We start from the raw sequence: 17,738 nt of genomic DNA, 5'->3' as shown, positions 1-17,738 counted from the left end.
TAATAAAAATAACCGGACAGGAAAATGAACTATAAAAACAGTATATGGGCAAAGCGAATATTGCAGCTGCAGCATGACGATGGGTCATGGGGATATTTCCATACATTATCAAACCCATCACCGAAACAGCCGATGACCACAGAGCAGGCATTGAGAAGACTCGAAATATTGGGATTTACCTATGATGATAAACCAATCAGGACGGCAGTTGATTATTTACATCATTGTCTGACCGGTAAAATACAATTACCCGACCGCGAAGAAAAGATCCATAACTGGAAGATATTTACTGATTTGATGTTAGCCGCCTGGATAAGAAGATTTATATCCAATGACAAAACCGCAAACGATATTGCAGAAAAATGGTCGGAAATTATTAATGCCGCATTTAAAAATAAAGTGTATAATAATGATTTATATGTAACAACATACAGGAATTTGTTTGGTATAAAACCCAGGGGAGACCGGCTGGTGGATTTTGTATCCTTTTATCAAGTTTCTTTATTAACAAACGAACTAAACAAGGATTTAGAAGAGGCGTATTTTGACTATATCCTGGAACACGAAACCGGAATTTACTATATCTATAATAAACGGTTAACCATATTTCCTGAAAAATTTCGATCAAAAGAAACGGGTTATTACATAAGGGCCATCGAATTATTGGCAAAATACGATAATCCTGAACTCAAAAAGAAGCTTATGTTTGCTGCCGATTGGCTGCAAGAGAATAAGACGGAAGAAGGCAAATGGGACTTGGGAATAAAATCGAAGGACGGTATCAATTTTCCGTTGTCCGATTCCTGGAGGAATGAAAATGACAGAATTGATGATTGTACATATAGAATACATAGCATTGTAAATAAAATCATCAAATAAAAACCGCATCTGTGTATGGCAAACGATAGGTACAATACGCCGAATTGTGGGTAATATATGAGGGGAAAAATGAAGTACAAAAGATATTTGTATATCTCTGTTTTTCTTATATTAGCCTCAAACAATTTGTCTGCAAGCCCAATACAGGAAAGAAGTGATTTTTATTATGTTGTGAATATTAGTGCGGAAGATTTAATTATTACCGTAAAAAATAAAGAAATTTTAATCAACTGGGATATTTTAGCCGGTGATCATATTGATTATTATGAAAATGGAAAAATTGTGGATCGATTATATATTGATAGAGACTTTCGAAATGGAGACTACATTTTGAAAAACCATATTTTACCGCATAATAATCGTTATATAGATGGTAATTTTTTTTGGAAATATTGCTATTTCTTCCGAAGAAGAACACCAGAATACATATATGAAATGAATAGAGAGCAAATTGTAAATACTTACGGTGAAGATAATGCGGATCAGTTCCCTCAAAATGTTTTATTTGAATACAGGAAATTATATGGGAATGAAATAATAAGCATTTTTATTGAAGAATTCATTATAACTGATATTTCCGGAAATCTTATTATGACTTTAGATGACATAAATGAAATTTCTTTTGAAGCTAACTTTGCCGAGGCTCATATAGAAGAATACACAGAAGATTTTTATAGTTTACCTAGATATAGAAATTTTGGAAATGATGAAAGCTTATTTTTATTTTATGGCATATTTATTACTGACAAAATGATTGAGAAGGGAAGGTTAAAATATAGGGAAGTAAATATTGAATAGAAAGGTGTATTGTATCAAACAACGCATATCCACCGACCTTCGTTAGGCTAGGAGACGGCTAAATGAGAAAATGTTTTTTAGTAATTATCCTTTTTCCAGTATTGATTTTTTCTTTACATGCGAATTTGTACATTGTTAATTTAGATGAGCTGCCTCAAGATAATCAATTTAAGATTAGGCTGGAGCAATTGATAAATATAGATCAATATGTCAACCATTACTCACCTACATGGAATTATCCTCAGGATAAAAATGATTTTATCCTTTTTCTGGAGGACTTTCATCAATACAATATTGGGCTGTATGAAACTTATGAGAGTTATAATCTCAGATTATTGAATGCGGTAATATTATCATACTTATATAACCTCAATGCAGCCTCCTATTCAAACAAACTCATAGAAGAAGTTGATTATTTAAAAGAACACTATCCAAATCATTATCAGACAAATTGGTTATATGGTAATTATTTATTAAACAGTGCAAAGCCTTTAGAAGGATATAAAGAATTTGCTGAGATTATGAATACCGATAATGATTTAAATAACTATCCTTTAGAATTTATCCATAATTATTCATACGCCTGTATTATGGTAAGAATGTATAAAAACGCCTTATATTCCTACGAGATAGGATCCGTGAAAGATAAAGATATATTGAATTACAGATTATATCATGTAATAAAAGAGCTTTTTTTAGAACCGGATATAGAAAGTGAATATCCATACCAGGAAGTGTGGAACGTCTTTATCAGTGATGAGCAGCCTTATTTATTAAGCAGAATGTTTGGGTCATTAATCCCATTAAAAAATACCTGGAATTTACAGCTAATCAATTATCAAAAGAAACGGGGCTTCTTTTTCTTTAAACCGGATAAGTTTGTGTCAAATGATGGGGAAGATATTACCATTACAGTATTATTTGAATATAACCTAGAAGACCTGTCTTACATTGAATTTCAGGAACAGAAAATAGAATCACTCCCGATTATAAAAGAAGAAAAACGGATCATAAATGGCAGAGAATTTGATGTATACCAGTTTGAAGATTTAACTAAATATCAACATATTGGCGGATCAAGAGGATATTATATTATGACATCGTTAGATAGGACCGAATATCCGGGAATAAACATTGAACGGCCAAGAAATATTGAAAGACAGGAAAATATACCCGTACAATATTTTCCTCTTGAGAAAGAACTGGATAGGGTCTATGGGAAGATAAATATTGGAATATTAGTTGATTCCTGCAATGATATCTTTGAGGATACCGGAAAATTTATATTTGACTTTTTAAATGCCTGTGTTTTTGAGTAAAACCGTACCGCGTACCACTGAATGGAGGGTATAATGAATCAAATAAAAATACTCTTTACATTGGTTTTTTCATTATTCTTAACGTTTACCGTATTATCAATGGACAATGAAAATTCAATCTATGAGGAAGCCCTTGAGAAAATAAAAGAAGAAAAGCTGGAACAAGCTATTGAGTTATTTCTCTCAATTGAAGATCAGAATACGGATAATTATCAATACTATTATGATCTTGGGTATTGTTATTATAGGTTAGAAGATGATATAACCGCGCAGGATTATTTCAAGAAGTCTATCTCATTAAATAGTGAGATTTTTAATCCGCATAAATTTCTTGGACTTTCATATTTCTACACAAATCAATACATTCTGTCTGAAATTGAATTTGCCAAGTGTATTGAAATTGATGACAGCGATTATTACCCTTATTTTATGATAGGCAAAATAAAAGAAATTTACCATGAGTATGATTCGGCTGAAGAATATCATGTTCAGGCTTTGAAATATAATCCTGAAGATTTTTATGTAAACTACGCGCTGGCGAATATTTATTTTGATACAGAAAGATTTGATGAAGCTAAAGGATATTTTGAAACCTGTGATTCAATTGACAATGAAATTTACCCTGTTGTCAGCTGTCTCATTCAAATAAATTATAAATTAAACGATCACCGGAATACCGAGATTTTAAAGTCACGATTAAGAAAGATAAAAGAGAATACAGATGATGAAAGAATAAGAGAATTGCCATGGTTTACCATAGATTCATATAAATATGAAGATGCTATTATTATAGTACAGGAAGCATTTAATTTAACCGGTGATCTGTATTATCATTGGGTATTCAATATCTATGATACAGATAGAAATTTTATCAAGCGTGTAAACTTAGAATCATCACTGGTATTAAGAGAATTAGGAACGATGTATATCGTAGGAATAGAACAATTTAAAAATAATCGCCGGATACATCAAACAACCGGGATAGGCTTTACGGAACTGCCTGACTATACTGTAATGAAAAAAATAGTATGGCAGGAAATTTCAGAAGGATTAGAAGTTGGAGTAACAGGCAGTTACATTATTAACGAATAGGCATTGGTTATGTAATCACTTCGCCTGACAAAGGCTGTGTATTATATATCTTCCGAAATATTTAAATGACAAACAAAAGAATATATCTATATTTATTGCTTGGTGTTTTATGTTGTTCATGCCATAGGAATGAACATAATCAGAAAAATATAAACTCGTATATGTTTTCTGAAACATTTTTTGATGACCTTGTTGCTGAATGTGTGTATATAATTGGGAACGATGTACCAGCCGCGTATGCTGATGGGGCAGGAGGTGAGTATTCGCGAAGCATTGGAAATAATTATCAAAATCCGGCTGACATAATCATAACTCTTGCGGTAAATGATAGTAAAGTTGAGTCATGCTATATCAGTTTTTGTTTTTCCGATTTCGATGAAGCGCGGAACTATTATAAACAAATACAGAGTTATCTGGAAAAAGAACATTGGATTTTTATCAAATTAATTGATAAATACAAGCGGCAGGATGGTGAATTATTTTTTAATAATGAAATCTATCTTGGCATTTTTGGACCAATCCCGTATTCTGTCTCTCAGACAATGATCTCTATGGGATTATCAAACTCTATATACATTAATGGATTTTATGAATAAAACACAATTGCCTTTTTTAAATAACATGCTAATGATTCTTTCCTTGCTTTTATTTTCATGTGACAGCGGCCAAGAAGAAATTTCTAAAGAAACCCAATATACGCAGACATTAACTGAATTGCACAGGGGTAAACCTGAGCAAATATTTCCGATTGAATATTATAAGACGGAAATAGCGCAATTCAGGAAAATGTTTGATGAACGCCAGCATATTTCAAATATTGTTGAGGTACCGGGTATAATCCCTGGTTCATTAAGTTTTCTTGTGTGCTGGGATGACAACCTTAAAGGTTACATCTATGAGCTATACACATTCGATGAGAATCAGAGAATAACAAATAAATATCTGTGCGGATATGGACCTTTTCTCCATACTTATCAGGAAATATTAATGGAAAAAATACCGGGAAATAGAGTAGGAAATGAGTTAATTACGATAGGTGATTTTAACAGCGATGGCGTTAATGAAATAGCGTCTTATTCATTTTACGTAAATATTGGGTATGTATTTACCATATTTGGTTTTAATGAACTGAAAAATGATTTTTCTGATTTATGTATCATCCCGGTTCTGATAAATTTTGAAACCCCATTTTCACCAATAGAGTTCAATGAAAATGAATTCAAAATACTTGAGGTAGTTGATAATGAGTATTTGGAATTAGCCTGGAATACTTATGTGTGGGATAAGAATACTGTAAGCTACATTAGGAGTACTAATTAATATGAAAACAATTGGCTTAATTGGCGGAATGAGCTGGGAATCAACAGCAGAGTACTACAGGATACTCAATGAAGAAGTAAAAAACAGACTTGGGGGATTTAATTCAGCAAAATGTATTCTGTGGAGTGTCAATTTCAATGAAATAGAATTCTACCAAAAGACAAATGAATGGGAAAAATGCGGCGAAGTATTAAATAATGCTGCGATAAACATTGAGAAAGCCGGTGCTGATTTTCTGATATTATGTACGAATACGATGCATAAAGTTTCCGACCAATTTATGAAAGGGGTGGGAATTCCGCTGCTGCATATAGCGGATATGACCGCGGAAGAAATACAAAAAGATAATTTAAAAAAGATAGGATTATTAGGGACAAAATATACCATGGCAGAAAATTTTTATTTATCAAAAATAAAAGAAAAGGGATTGGATGTAATCGTCCCAGCAGAGAAAGATCAGGATGCTGTAAATTCAATAATTTACGATGAACTGTGCAAGGGAGAAATTAAGGATGATTCCCGGAGTAAGTTTATCGAAGTAATAAATAAAATGATGTCAGAGGGAATTGAGGGAATAATTCTGGGATGCACTGAAATAGGGTTGTTAATTAAACAAGAGAATATAAGTATAAAGGTCTTTGATACAACAATAATCCATGCCAAAAAAGCTGTGGAGTATGCTCTAAGTTACTAATGAACCTCGCTGTGTCTCATTCGCAGGGAAATTTATAACACCATCCGGGGTAATCATCCTTCGGCTGAATCTCCAGGGAAGCAATGTAATAGCCGTATATGCGCCGGCGAATACCAAACATCGAAAAGTATATTGTTATTTGAACCGCAGCAAACTGCTTCAGTCCGAGGCTCCGGCGGACCTTTGATCAGAGTTTTATACCTGACCCGCGAATAAAGATAAAACTTGACAAAACATAGTAACTGATATGTAATTATTTGTCGGATATGATGTTTCGTAAGGAGAAAATAATATGTCATCGGGAAAGGAAATTTTCACTGCGCTGAATAAACAGCTTGGATTTGCTCCCGAAGGAATGGATAAAAAATCAACATATAAAGAATTGATTTCAGGAAGTGTGTGGCTTTATTTCGGAATCGCCGACAAAAAGGGCGGGCCATACCTTGGATTTTGGGTAGGTCAAATCACAAAGGATTTAAAAAAAACACTCATAAAAACACTGGCTGATTGTACGAATGATCTTTCAGTCACTGATGTGATTGCCGATGAGTCATGGATATATGTCAGTACAGAAGGCAACACTGTCTCAGCTGATACGATCATCGAGGTGATGAAGAAACTGAGAACCAGTATCGCAAATAATCCGGATTATGCTGACGAAGTGTCTCCTGCAAAAGGCCGCGGAAAATCCGCAGCACGAAAGATTTTCTTCTGGGTTAAGACAGTTGTTGTTCTGGCGGTCCTGGCACTCCTTTTTGCGGCTTTTTTCCCCGAGATTGCTGTCAGGGATATAAATGAATTTACCATACGCGAGGATACGGAGCTTGGTCCGGTGTATGAAAAAATAGTTGAAGCGGAACGGGCAGCATACGGTGAAGGAAGACTGCGTTCAAAAGAAATGTCCGACGCTATTTATAACCTTAAATGGGTGGCATTTGAAAAGGAACACCCTATAATGGGGGGTATTGTAAATTTCCCGCCCATCAACCGTTTTATAAGAACCATTAACGAAGGGTTCCGGTTTATCATCCTGGTTGTCTGTACTTTCCTTGTATTATCTTTAGTAGTCGGCAGCGGCCTGATGGGTACCTGGTCAAAACAAAGAACAGCTACCGGAAAACGGTACCATTCAAACGGCAGGGTAGATGATACCTATGATGAATAATCTGCGGTGTACGGATGCAAGCAATGTTTTTTAACCGTCTATCATAATTGCTGGGGGATTTATTCATTTTCTCAATGGACTGTAATGAGTAAAAATATGAATTTTATCTATGACGGTTATGTAAGAATAATTCCTTCATGTAACAAGCATTATGTGCTGTAAAATCGGGATAAGCGATTTTATAAATATAAAACTCTTTAGGCTCAGAATAATTTTTGGGTTAAGGAGAAGAAAATGAAAAACATTATTTTCTTGTTTTTGATTCTGATATTAGTGATGGCACTTGTTGGCTGCAGTAATGGATCAACAAATTCTGATGGCAGCGGTGATACATATACCGTATTCTTTAACAGCAACGGCGGAAGCGCGGTTTCTGCCATTACACATGTGAACTTAGGTGAAAAGATTAATAAACCAGCAGATCCGACAACAACAGCAGGCGGAGCTACCCTTAACCGTTTTAGGGGCTGGTACAAAGATAATGGTGTTTTTGACAATGAATGGGATTTTGAAACCGACACAGTTACCGGAAATATTACTCTTTACGCTGATTGGGGTTATGGATTGGGCGACATTGGACCTGGCGGTGGTAGAATATTCTACTGTAATTTATCTGGTTTTGATTTTTATGTAGATACAGGAAATACAACTGAAAAACGGTACTACCTTGAAGTTGCTCCAAATAATTTTGCACCTCTTGCGTGGGCGCCAATTGCATCACCGATTTACGCTAGTTCGATAGAAGATGCGCGAGGAATAACAATCGGAACAGGATTAAAAAATACCCTTGTTATTCTCGCCGCGGTTACTAACCCTGCTGTAAATGCTCCTGCCGCTAATGCCTGCAATACGTATAGTAACAACGGCAAAAATGACTGGTTTCTTCCTAGTTATATTGAGCTTGGTACTCTCCGAAGTAACAGAAGTTATATAGAAAATATCGAAGCAGATTTTTATTGGTCTTCGACCCAGTATGGACTTAATAACCAAGCTAACAATCTAAATTTAAGTGACAGCGGTCTTGGTACTTCCGGGGGTAGTAATGTTAAAGATAAGCTCTATTTTGTTCGTGCCATTCGGGCTTTTTAATATAAATGGAAATCATATCTACTTTAGAAGTTTTTAAAGTAATTATAACTTATGAGGTTATGATATGATTCCGGATGATGTGACAAATGATGATTTGGACTTGCTTCTCGTATGGGTAACATATCCAATGCTTCATGGTAAGATTGCTATTAATGAGATTGAAGAAAAGATCCTTGAGAAATATGGTTTATTGCCGGAACAAATTGATCCTCAAGGAAAATTTAATGATTATGTGCATGATAATTTTATAAAAGAATTATTTGAAAAAATAGATTATTCGAATGCTTTATCTTTTTTAGTATTGAATAAAGGACGTAAGTATTTAACTGCCCTGTGGGTTTTTCTTTTTATTGTTCTTTTTGCAATCATATTCTCTCTCGGAACAGTATTCGGATTATTTAATCTGTATATAGATTCGGCAGTCTATTTTATCATGCCGTTATTATTAATAATATTTATTCTAAATACACTTAACGAAAAGATATTTAATAAAATAATACTTAATATGAAGCCAGGGGATATACTCAAAATATTATTAGCTAAAGATGAAATTATCTCATTGAAAACAAAACCCTTGGTTATAAACGAGAGCAGTATATTTTCAAATCCAGCTGTATATACCGCTTTTTCGAAAAAGAAACTGATATGCGAGTACTATCGGAAAAAAATAAAATGCGAAGAAAGAAATTTATTTAATCTTGTTGTCTATTTCCTTGCTACTGATTATTTAATAAAGACAGAAAAGAATAAAGAAGTGGTGGAATATCTGGAAGAGGAAGCATTGGATGCATTATTGTATATTCTTGCTTTTAAACCAAACAGTTATTTTACTATTTATAATATTGCCTTTTACCAACTCAATTTATTGAGGTTAAATGAGAGTAAGAAAAACTTTGAGGAATGCCAAAAGATTAATCCGGAGAACGTTTATGTAAAAACCTGGATATCAATTTTAAGTTTTCTTGATAAGAAATAACAACAACTTTGCAGAGATGATTATATTTTAATCTTATTAACAATATCCATGATATTTATTTTAATTAATTCAGACGCATCTAAAATATGCGGATCTAATAAATCGCTATTATTAGATCCATTATAATTTTAAATACATAAATTGGCATATTTTATGCGTATTCCCGTAATCTTCTAAATATAAGTATATTTCTGCAAGTGAATAATTTGGAAGGTCTGTTATTATTAATAAACACGGATACTTTTGATAGGAAAAAGTTAACTTCCAATTATGGAAAAATTAATTAATCTTATTCTCTCATCACTTTTTATCCGTATATAAAATCTTTGGGTGAATCAATAAAAATTCATTTCTGCCTTTTGCCGTTAAAAGCGGATAGACCATTGACCAAATGTAATGCTGAAAACTCAAATCTGTCAGCTTCGCGTTTTTTAATTTGCAGAATGGAACCCAATAGGATGCCGACAGCAGAATAGAATCAATTAAAAACAAATATTCATCCTTAAAGTGCTCTTCAATAAGTAATTTAGCTTCCCGCAGTGAAAAAAATGCTTTGTGAAGTGTACTGAAGTTATGCCGGAAAATTTCCTGCTGCTTTTTTTCGATTTCAGGTGATATCTGTGAAAGCTGTGTATAATGCCAAAAGTAAAAGGCATTGTCCTGAATGACTTTTTGAATGTTATAAAAAAAAGCATCCAGTTCTAAAAGGGAAGATGGTATTTTTGAAGTCTCAACCCTTGGATTTTCAAGAATTATTGTTTCAATAATATCCTCCTTTTTTTTGAAATAGTAAGTTAGATTGCCCTTGCTTATTCCAAGAGTAGCGGCTATATCTCCTATAGAAACTTCATTAAACCCATATTCGTTAAAAAGTTTTTTGGCGGTTTTGATAATTTCGTTCTTTGTATCTTTTCGCATTATGATTACCAAATTGTTTCATTTATTATGCTGAACTAATGCAATTCTTACACCATTCGGGTCTTCAATGAATGCACAGTAGCCATCTGTAGTTGGCTGGGGTTCCATTGTGATCTTTGCCCCCTTGGATTCCAGCTCTTTCAGCGAGCTTGAAACATCATCAACTTCCATTCCGACAGAATAGAGACCAACCGCAAATTCATCACTTTGAATAATTTCCAGCATAGCGTCACCTTCGCCTTTCATTAAGGTAATTCTTCCCCGTGATTTGAGATCATAAACACTGTCAGCTTTAAAATCCATTACTTCAGAATAAAAAGCAACCGATTCTTCCATGTTCTTAACAATCATTGTAACGTATTTAACCTTCATATAAGCCTCCGATTGTTTAATAATAGTACGATCGTACTAAAAAGTCAAGCGCAAAAAGTTAATGAGAAAAATATAAGAGGACGTATATAATACAAATACTGACGATGGAACATTGGGATAAAAAAGATTATGCTGAGTAAAACAATATAAAGGACGGAATGAAAATGCTGGATAAAACAGTACCGTATTATGATATTGTAATGAAGCGAAAACGGGATTTACCCATAGTGATAAATCAATTGCCGAATAATTATGAGTTCATTTATTACAAGACGGGAATGGAAGAAACATGGGCCGGAATAGAAACTTCTGTCGGGGAATTTAATTCCGAAACAAACGCTCTCGATTATTTTCAGGAAACATTTATTCAATATCCTGAGCATTTAGAACAAAGAATGGTTTTTATTAAAAGCCCTGAAAATACTTATGCTGGGACAATTACCGCTTGGCGGGCAATTGTAAATAGCAGAGAAGCGGCATTATTGCATTGGATGGCTGTTGTGCCTGAATATCAAAATAAAGGCTTAGGGAAAGCATTAATCACAAAATGCCTGGCAATATTTTCAGAAATTGATGAACCGGGTCCGATATATTTATCAACACAGACATGGAGCTATAAAGCTATAGGATTGTATTTAAACGCCGGTTTTGAAATATCTAAGGAAGATCAAATTGGAAATAAAAAAAATGAGTATGAGAAAGCGGTTCCTATATTAAAAAAGTATGTAAGGAATCTATAAAAATGAAAATAGAATTATGTAAAGCAGCGGCTGAAAATGCGTGTGAGATACATCGCATGCAATTATTGGCATTCAGAAAATTACTGGAAAAATATCAGGATTATGAAACAAATCCAGGCAATGAGGATCTTCAAAAAATTCTCCATGAAATAAATCAGGAAACTACAGATTTTTATATAATAAAATTGGAAGCCCAATCTGTCGGAGCAATACGGATAAGTAAAACAGATGATGGAGACCGCTGCAGGATTAACCGGATATTTATCCTGCCGGAATATCAAAATAAGGGAATAGCGCAGAAAGTATTTGAAATTGCAGAAAAAATGTATTCGCCTAAAAAGGGCTGGATCTTAAATACCATATTGCAGGAAACGGGAAATTGCTATTTATATGAAAAAATGGGATACAAGAAGACTGGAAAAACCGAAAAGATAAAAGAAAACATGGATATTGTATATTACGAAAAACTAACGTAAAAATAACGAGAGGGGTTTTTATGGCCGAAGTAATACCTTCCCGGGTACTAAATTACCTGTATATGTATCTGGACTGCGGATTTCTTTTATTTCTCGCGGTCCTCCTCCTGGTCCAGAAACGGCGGCTTGCATTTATTACCGGTGTACTGGCGGGTCTTCTGTATTTCGCGGTGGATTACGGTATCTTCTACAAATTTCTCGGAACAAGAACCGTACAGGGTATGCCGGCGGGTCCCTTCCTTTTCTGGCTGAGTATGAGTTACGGATTCACTAATTTTGTGTGGATCTGGCTTTGGCTCGACCGGGACAAGCGCCTCTTTGAATGGTCCCTGCTCATTGTAGCGGGCTGGCTCACGGTAGCTTTGCTGAGCCGGAGTTTCGGCGGACCCATGGGCGAAATAGCCATTTCCCGGGGAACCAATTCCTATCATGGAATAATGGCGCTGCTCATGTTTATCGGGTACGCTATTGTGTGTATTTATAATATGAACCGGAAGGAAGGCGCCCCTGTGATACCTGTTTTATGGCTCCTCATAATCGGTATTCTGGTTCAGTTTTCTTGGGAGGCGGTGCTCCTGGTCACCGGAATCCGGTCCCCCGGATGGCGGCCGCTGATTGTGGATTCCCTTATTGAGACAAATCTGGGGATTCCCTATATGTATTTTATACACCAGGCCGTAACTAAACGGTTTTCTCCGGATGGGCGCCGCCTTCAAAAATCGTAAACCGCAGGTGCCGGGAAATCAGGATTTGTCCGTATCCGGCGGCATCTCCATCTCAACGATTTTATTTCTGCCGGTCCGTTTCGCTTCGTAAAGAGCCTCATCGGCTCTGTTGATATAATCGTCGAGAGTCTGATTTCCCGCGGGAATCCCCAGGGCAATTCCGATGCTGGTGGTAAATGAAAAATCCGGCTTCCCCTCAAAGGTGAGGTCTTTGATTTCTTCCATTACCCGGGAAGCGATTTTCCGCGCGGTGGCAGCGTCCTGTATTTGTAAAAAAGAAAGAAATTCCTCGCCGCCGTACCGGCAGGACAGATCCTCCGGACGCATGCTGTTTTTGATAGCCTCCGCGAAACGCTTGAGAACTTCGTCACCGAAGGAATGCCCGAAGGTGTCGTTGATCTTTTTGAAATGATCCACATCGAAAAACAGAAGGGCAATATTTTTTTTCGCTCTTTTGTAATCCCCGAACAGGATTCCGGCGCCATTGAGAAAGTTCTGACGGTTGGAGATATCCGTCATGAGATCCATGGTCGCCATGTACGTTATAATCCGATCGGAGTTTTCCTTCATAAGCAGGAGGTACGCCGAAAGGCTGAAAATCATCAACAGCACCAGGCTGAGGAAGGTTAGGCTCTGAATCACATAATTTGAGAAGATTTCCACATTGCCATGGACCACCGCAAATACACCCCGGGGCAAAAGCAGGATAATGAAAAATAAGTAGTAGACCCCAACGATGCGTTTAAATCTGGTGGTGTTCTTCGAGAAGAAAAGCTGAAACGTGGGAATAACCATAATCAGAAAAAGCCCCAGGGAAGAAACCGCAACCCTGAAGGATATATTGGGGCTGAACAGTTCAATCAGGTTAAACGCGATGATGGACACAGCGGTTATAATAGCTTCGATCCAGCGCAGGGATTTGCAGTCTTCGTTAATAATGATGAGCATGGCAATGGCTTCAATATAGAAACCGGCCATCATCAGGGTGTTCCCCAGATTTACCGAAATATAGGAACTGATGGCATCCCGCTGAAAGATAAATAGATACGCCACGGCCTGGAAAAGCTTTGCCAGAATATACCGGATGGCCAGACGCCGGTCCCGGGAATGGATACTGGATAATTCGAAAGAAAGTATCAGCGCTACCGATGTCAGGTTGCCCCAGAACAATATGGCCACCTGTGTTTTGACATCTATATTAATCAAACCATACAATAAATTCCCAAACATAGAGACTCCCGTAATTTTGGCTGTTCCGGTGGAGGAAAACCTTTCTACCTTTAAGTATAGTAAAAATACGGTTCGAAACAATGAATACCATCCTATGGTATACTGTACACAGATTCTTCCGGAGGAAGCTGATGCAGTACAGTATTCATGAAATCGCCAAGATTTTCGGAAACACCCCCGGGGCCATCCGGTTTTACGAAGAGGTCGGGCTGGTCAATCCCGGACGGGACGGAGCCGGCAGCCGGGTCTACACAAAAGAAAACATCATGGAGCTGTTTTATCTCCGGAAGTACTGCAGCTTCGGCCTCAAGCTCAGGGAAGTGGTGGAATATTTCAACGATCAGAATACCAAGGATCTGGATGCCGTGAGCGCCCTGCTTTCCGAGAAGCAGAAGGAAGCGGAACAGCAGGCCCGGTACTACGAAAAATCCGCCCAATGGATCCGGCAGTACAATGAAAAAATTACCAGCCTCGAATCCTATGTGGATATCTTTCACCCGGTTTCTGTCCCCGATTATTATCTTCTCATGGATGAAGACTTTGTAGGCAAAAGTCCCCGGCAGCAGTCGGCTGTACAGAAGTGGATCGCAGTATCGCCCCTTTCCCGGATCTCCGTTGTCTCGGATTTTGCGGGCCGCCGGCTGGAAAAACAACGGATAGCTTTTTCCATACAGCGGGAGAACGCCGAAGAGTTTTGCCTTCCCCTGCCGCCTTGCACGGAGATGCTGGATAAGGGACGCTGCATATATACCGTGGTAAAACTGGAAAGCCGTGATTTCGATATGATACGCGAAGAAATGTATCTGGATCTCATCAGCCGAATGGGAAACGCAGGTTATGCCTTCAGCGGCAGGACCGTCAGCAATATCCTTTTTACCCACAAAATCGGCGGAATACAGTATAAATATTTTGAAGTATGGCTTCTCTGCAAAAACGCCTGATTCCCGCGCAGGCGGACAAATTCCCGAAAATTCTTCTTGCCCCTACAGTTACTGTATAGGATAGATTTATCTATAAAAATAAATCTATTTCTATATGAACAAGGAGCAGTCCATGAGAAAAACAGCTGCACTGTGGGTTTCTTTGGTACTAACCATAGGAATCCTGGGATCCTGCGCCGGCGGAGCAAAATTGAAATTTTCCACCGGTAAGTATACCGCCGTAAAACAGGGCCACAACGGACCGGTTACGGTTGAGGTCGCCTTTGACGCTTCCCGGATCGAATCGGTAACCGTGACCCAGCACCAGGAAACTCCGGGGATCGGGGATACCGCCATGGAAACCCTTTCCCGGCAGATTGTCGCTGGACAGACCCTTGCCCTGGACAGTATTTCCGGAGCCACGGTATCCAGTTCCGCCCTGCTGGCGGCGGTGGAAGATTGTGTCATCCAGGCCGGCGGCAGCGTAACCGCCCTGATGGAAAAGAAACACGCCGGTTCTTCTTCCCCGGGCCGGACTGAAACGGTTCAGCTTAAGACTGATTTTGTAATCATCGGCGGCGGCCCGGCCGGTCTGGGCGCGGCCATCAGCGCGGCGGAAGCCGGGGTCAAGGTAATTCTTTTTGAGAAAAGCGCTGTTACCGGCGGCGCCGCCAACATGGGTATGGGCCCCCTGGCAATCGGAAGCGATATCCAGAAAAAGCAGGGCGACACCATGAATGTGGATGAAGCATACAACATGTTCATGGAATACACCCATTACAGGACCGACGGCGTCCTGGTCCGGCGTTACTTTGACCTGTCGGCGCAGACCATCGGCTGGCTTGAGTCCATGGGGGTACGGTTTGAAGAAGCCGCCCGGTATTTCGACAAATCCTATCCTTCCTGGCATATCGTCGCTTCCGATGACGGAACCAAAGGCGGCGGCCAGGCTGCCACCATGACCCGCCGTATGACAGAACGGGCCAGGGCTCTGGGAGTGGAAATCTATCTCAGTACCGCCGGCACCGAGGTTGTCATGAACAACGGTATCGTCACCGGAGCCCGGGCAGAAGCCATGGACGGCGGCACCGCCTATGAAGTGGACTGTTCCGCGGTTCTGATCGCCACCGGCGGTTTCGGGGACAACGCCGAAATGGTAAAAAAAGAACTGGGCTACACTTACGGAATCGACTACTTTGGTATGCGGGTCCCCAACCATGACGGAGACGGAATCCTCATGGCGGACGCCGCCGGCGCGGGCCGTTCGGAAATTACCATTGAGATGATCTTTAATGTGTTCCGTCCCGACAGCCAGGGCCGGGGACCGGTGGATGTGACCTATGCCCTCCGCCAGCCTAACCTTCTGGTCAACCGTGAGGGGAACCGCTTCTTCAACGAGGAACAGGTACAGAACACTACCTACTGCGGCAATGCCCTGGTCCAGCAGTCCGGCAACACCGGATTCATGATCATGGATGAAACGATTAAGCGGGATTACATGCGGAACGGCGTGCCCTTCGCCAGCCGGGTCTACAACATTACGGACTTTACCCAGTTTGACCGGAACCTGGAAGCGGCCAACGCCCAGGGCTATACCGCGGTGCAGAAGGCCGGTACCATCCGGGAGCTGGCGGAAAAAATGGGCATTGACGCTGATACCCTGGAACGGACCGTGGCTGACTACAACGCGGTATGCGCTTCAGGCAGGGATCCCCTCGGCAAAAGCCGGGAATTCCTGCGGCCCATAAGCACCGGCCCCTATTACGCCGCCCAGTATTACCCGTCCAGCTACGGTACCCTGGGGGGCATCAGGATCAACAGTGACCTGGAGGTCCTCACCGAGGACGCCAGGGTAATTCCGGGGCTGTATTCCGCCGGGACCGACGCCTGCACGATCTTCGGGGACAGCTATATGTTCCTTCTGCCGGGGAATACCATGGGCTTTTCCATAAACTCAGGCCGTCTGGCCGGGGACAGCGCGGCCCAATACATCAAGGCCGCGCTGTAAATGCGGGACCGGCGCTGCGGAGTTCTCCCCGGCAGCCGTTCTGCTGTTTTAAAATAAAAAAGCCGGGGAAGGATGTGGCATCGCCGCATCCGCCCTGGCTTTTTCTGTATTGCGAGTCTGTCTCTTAAATCTTGAAACCGACCCCGACTCTGGCGGTAACAGTATTTACCCAGCCGTTGACCAGTTCGCCTTCGGGATGACCTTCGACATAATCCTTGTTCTTATCATCATACCCGTTGGCCATGAGTTTGAAGCCGTAGAGCGCTTCGGCCTTGATGTACATGGAATCGGTCAGGTCGTAATTTACCCCGGCGCCGGCGTGAAACCAGAGGGTATTGAAATCAGAGGGATCCAGTTTCGTCGGATTGTCTTCTTTGAAATCACTCCCATAGACGCCACCGAAGAATATCTGGTACGACACACCTACCATGGGAGCCACGGTAAATTTGTTAAAAACAAAGGGGTATTTCCCGAGAATCCCGATGCTCATACTTGCGGTGATTTTTTCATACACATCTTCCACAGCGGGATATCCGGTGGGAGCGCCGTTGGCAAGTACATACATGTTGTTTGTATTTTCCAGCTTTGTGGAACCGCCGTAGAAACTGACGAAAACCTCCGCGTAGGTGGCGTCAAAGAACAGGAAACCTCCGTAGTTCAGATCGGTAACGGTCTGCTCTGATTTTGTCAGTATCACACCAGGAGGGTTCCAAGGATCACCGGCCACACCATAATCCGCCTGGGTTTCTGCGGTGGTAAAGTTACCGAAAAACTCAAAACCCCCTCCGAAGCTCATATTGAATTCTGCTGCAAATACACCGGTGCAGGCAAGTAAAACACCTAATAACAGTAAAAGATACCTTTTCATTAAATTCCTCCTAATGGAATAATAGTATATTTGTCAGATCATGAGAAGCCCGTGGTTTTTTTTATAAAAAGAAATCAACAAACAATGATTGTAAATACAACAGCCATCCCGCCTGGAACAACGTTCGCCGGCGGATTATACTTCTTTCT

19 protein-coding genes are annotated in these 17,738 nt (G+C 39.6%); 15 read left to right on the top strand and 4 right to left on the bottom strand.

Annotation, left to right across the window (positions count from 1 at the left end; genetic code table 11):
• Positions 1–24: 24 nt before the first annotated feature.
• The 10 genes from JFL75_RS13700 (at position 25) to JFL75_RS13655 (ending at position 9,332) form a co-directional block, all read left to right on the top strand.
• Complete coding sequence (locus tag JFL75_RS13700; RefSeq protein WP_215627237.1) at positions 25–879, top strand: hypothetical protein; 855 nt, start codon at positions 25–27, stop codon at positions 877–879.
• A gap of 69 nt (positions 880–948) precedes the next feature.
• Positions 949–1,677: a hypothetical protein gene (locus JFL75_RS13695; protein WP_215627236.1), complete on the top strand. Its 729-nt coding sequence runs from the start codon at positions 949–951 to the stop codon at positions 1,675–1,677.
• 62 nt (positions 1,678–1,739) lie between these two features.
• Positions 1,740–2,996: a hypothetical protein gene (locus JFL75_RS13690; RefSeq protein WP_215627235.1), complete on the top strand. Its 1,257-nt coding sequence runs from the start codon at positions 1,740–1,742 to the stop codon at positions 2,994–2,996.
• A gap of 33 nt (positions 2,997–3,029) precedes the next feature.
• Positions 3,030–4,088 carry a tetratricopeptide repeat protein gene (locus JFL75_RS13685; protein ID WP_215627234.1) on the top strand — a complete coding sequence of 353 codons (1,059 nt, stop codon included), beginning with the start codon at positions 3,030–3,032 and terminating at the stop codon, positions 4,086–4,088.
• A 161-nt stretch (positions 4,089–4,249) separates the two neighbouring features.
• Positions 4,250–4,684, top strand: a complete 435-nt coding sequence (locus JFL75_RS13680; protein WP_215627233.1) for a hypothetical protein — start codon at positions 4,250–4,252, stop codon at positions 4,682–4,684.
• The gene (locus tag JFL75_RS13675) at positions 4,677–5,408 is read left to right on the top strand and encodes a hypothetical protein (RefSeq protein WP_215627232.1); all 732 of its coding nucleotides are present in this window, start codon (positions 4,677–4,679) and stop codon (positions 5,406–5,408) included. Before JFL75_RS13680 ends, JFL75_RS13675 begins: the two co-directional genes overlap by 8 nt.
• 1 nt (position 5,409) lies before the next feature.
• Entirely contained in the window at positions 5,410–6,102 is a 693-nt protein-coding gene (locus JFL75_RS13670; RefSeq protein WP_215627231.1) for an aspartate/glutamate racemase family protein, read from the top strand.
• Between the two features lie 292 nt (positions 6,103–6,394).
• A complete protein-coding gene (locus JFL75_RS13665; protein ID WP_215627230.1) occupies positions 6,395–7,267 on the top strand; it encodes a hypothetical protein in 873 nt (290 codons plus the stop codon).
• 234 nt (positions 7,268–7,501) lie between these two features.
• Complete coding sequence (locus JFL75_RS13660) at positions 7,502–8,356, top strand: InlB B-repeat-containing protein (protein WP_215627229.1); 855 nt, start codon at positions 7,502–7,504, stop codon at positions 8,354–8,356.
• A gap of 64 nt (positions 8,357–8,420) precedes the next feature.
• A complete protein-coding gene (locus tag JFL75_RS13655) occupies positions 8,421–9,332 on the top strand; it encodes a hypothetical protein (RefSeq protein ID WP_215627228.1) in 912 nt (303 codons plus the stop codon).
• Between the two features lie 300 nt (positions 9,333–9,632).
• Here JFL75_RS13655 and JFL75_RS13650 read toward each other — a convergent pair whose 3' ends face one another.
• Complete coding sequence (locus tag JFL75_RS13650) at positions 9,633–10,250, bottom strand: TetR/AcrR family transcriptional regulator (protein WP_215627227.1); 618 nt, start codon at positions 10,248–10,250, stop codon at positions 9,633–9,635.
• Between the two features lie 18 nt (positions 10,251–10,268).
• The gene (locus tag JFL75_RS13645) at positions 10,269–10,622 is read right to left on the bottom strand and encodes a VOC family protein (RefSeq protein WP_215627226.1); all 354 of its coding nucleotides are present in this window, start codon (positions 10,620–10,622) and stop codon (positions 10,269–10,271) included.
• A 164-nt stretch (positions 10,623–10,786) separates the two neighbouring features.
• On the opposite strand from JFL75_RS13645, the gene JFL75_RS13640 reads away from it, so the two are divergent.
• Genes JFL75_RS13640 through JFL75_RS13630 form a run of 3 tightly spaced genes read left to right on the top strand, consistent with a single transcriptional unit; the run spans position 10,787 to position 12,563 of the window.
• Entirely contained in the window at positions 10,787–11,362 is a 576-nt protein-coding gene (locus JFL75_RS13640) for a GNAT family N-acetyltransferase (protein ID WP_215627225.1), read from the top strand.
• A 2-nt stretch (positions 11,363–11,364) separates the two neighbouring features.
• Entirely contained in the window at positions 11,365–11,838 is a 474-nt protein-coding gene (locus tag JFL75_RS13635) for a GNAT family N-acetyltransferase (RefSeq protein ID WP_215627224.1), read from the top strand.
• A 20-nt stretch (positions 11,839–11,858) separates the two neighbouring features.
• On the top strand, positions 11,859–12,563 hold the full coding sequence (locus tag JFL75_RS13630; protein WP_215627223.1) for a hypothetical protein: 705 nt from the start codon (positions 11,859–11,861) through the stop codon (positions 12,561–12,563).
• An 18-nt stretch (positions 12,564–12,581) separates the two neighbouring features.
• Here the strand turns inward: JFL75_RS13630 and JFL75_RS13625 are convergent, their stop codons facing one another.
• A complete protein-coding gene (locus JFL75_RS13625; RefSeq protein WP_215627222.1) occupies positions 12,582–13,769 on the bottom strand; it encodes a GGDEF domain-containing protein in 1,188 nt (395 codons plus the stop codon).
• 155 nt (positions 13,770–13,924) lie between these two features.
• On the opposite strand from JFL75_RS13625, the gene JFL75_RS13620 reads away from it, so the two are divergent.
• Both JFL75_RS13620 and JFL75_RS13615 read left to right on the top strand, forming a co-directional pair.
• On the top strand, positions 13,925–14,734 hold the full coding sequence (locus JFL75_RS13620; RefSeq protein ID WP_215627221.1) for a MerR family transcriptional regulator: 810 nt from the start codon (positions 13,925–13,927) through the stop codon (positions 14,732–14,734).
• Between the two features lie 112 nt (positions 14,735–14,846).
• Entirely contained in the window at positions 14,847–16,721 is a 1,875-nt protein-coding gene (locus JFL75_RS13615) for an FAD-dependent oxidoreductase (protein ID WP_215627220.1), read from the top strand.
• 124 nt (positions 16,722–16,845) lie between these two features.
• Here JFL75_RS13615 and JFL75_RS13610 read toward each other — a convergent pair whose 3' ends face one another.
• A complete protein-coding gene (locus JFL75_RS13610; RefSeq protein WP_215627219.1) occupies positions 16,846–17,589 on the bottom strand; it encodes a hypothetical protein in 744 nt (247 codons plus the stop codon).
• Positions 17,590–17,738: the final 149 nt, after the last annotated feature.

The organism is Breznakiella homolactica, assembly GCF_016616095.2.
GTDB classification, from domain to species: domain Bacteria; phylum Spirochaetota; class Spirochaetia; order Treponematales; family Breznakiellaceae; genus Breznakiella; species Breznakiella homolactica.
The sequence above is the reverse complement of the archived record's forward strand: the minus strand, read 5'-3'. Positions and strand labels throughout refer to the sequence as shown.

Coding starts and splice junctions, on each gene's coding strand:
- JFL75_RS13650 (WP_215627227.1), bottom strand. CDS start 10,250: ATGCGAAAAGATACAAAGAACGAAATTATCAAAACCGCCAAAAAACTT.
- JFL75_RS13660 (WP_215627229.1), top strand. CDS start 7,502: ATGAAAAACATTATTTTCTTGTTTTTGATTCTGATATTAGTGATGGCA.
- JFL75_RS13640 (WP_215627225.1), top strand. CDS start 10,787: ATGCTGGATAAAACAGTACCGTATTATGATATTGTAATGAAGCGAAAA.
- JFL75_RS13620 (WP_215627221.1), top strand. CDS start 13,925: ATGCAGTACAGTATTCATGAAATCGCCAAGATTTTCGGAAACACCCCC.
- JFL75_RS13655 (WP_215627228.1), top strand. CDS start 8,421: ATGATTCCGGATGATGTGACAAATGATGATTTGGACTTGCTTCTCGTA.
- JFL75_RS13675 (WP_215627232.1), top strand. CDS start 4,677: ATGAATAAAACACAATTGCCTTTTTTAAATAACATGCTAATGATTCTT.
- JFL75_RS13645 (WP_215627226.1), bottom strand. CDS start 10,622: ATGAAGGTTAAATACGTTACAATGATTGTTAAGAACATGGAAGAATCG.
- JFL75_RS13615 (WP_215627220.1), top strand. CDS start 14,847: ATGAGAAAAACAGCTGCACTGTGGGTTTCTTTGGTACTAACCATAGGA.
- JFL75_RS13690 (WP_215627235.1), top strand. CDS start 1,740: ATGAGAAAATGTTTTTTAGTAATTATCCTTTTTCCAGTATTGATTTTT.
- JFL75_RS13700 (WP_215627237.1), top strand. CDS start 25: ATGAACTATAAAAACAGTATATGGGCAAAGCGAATATTGCAGCTGCAG.
- JFL75_RS13630 (WP_215627223.1), top strand. CDS start 11,859: ATGGCCGAAGTAATACCTTCCCGGGTACTAAATTACCTGTATATGTAT.
- JFL75_RS13665 (WP_215627230.1), top strand. CDS start 6,395: ATGTCATCGGGAAAGGAAATTTTCACTGCGCTGAATAAACAGCTTGGA.
- JFL75_RS13635 (WP_215627224.1), top strand. CDS start 11,365: ATGAAAATAGAATTATGTAAAGCAGCGGCTGAAAATGCGTGTGAGATA.
- JFL75_RS13610 (WP_215627219.1), bottom strand. CDS start 17,589: ATGAAAAGGTATCTTTTACTGTTATTAGGTGTTTTACTTGCCTGCACC.
- JFL75_RS13680 (WP_215627233.1), top strand. CDS start 4,250: ATGTTTTCTGAAACATTTTTTGATGACCTTGTTGCTGAATGTGTGTAT.
- JFL75_RS13685 (WP_215627234.1), top strand. CDS start 3,030: ATGAATCAAATAAAAATACTCTTTACATTGGTTTTTTCATTATTCTTA.
- JFL75_RS13695 (WP_215627236.1), top strand. CDS start 949: ATGAAGTACAAAAGATATTTGTATATCTCTGTTTTTCTTATATTAGCC.
- JFL75_RS13670 (WP_215627231.1), top strand. CDS start 5,410: ATGAAAACAATTGGCTTAATTGGCGGAATGAGCTGGGAATCAACAGCA.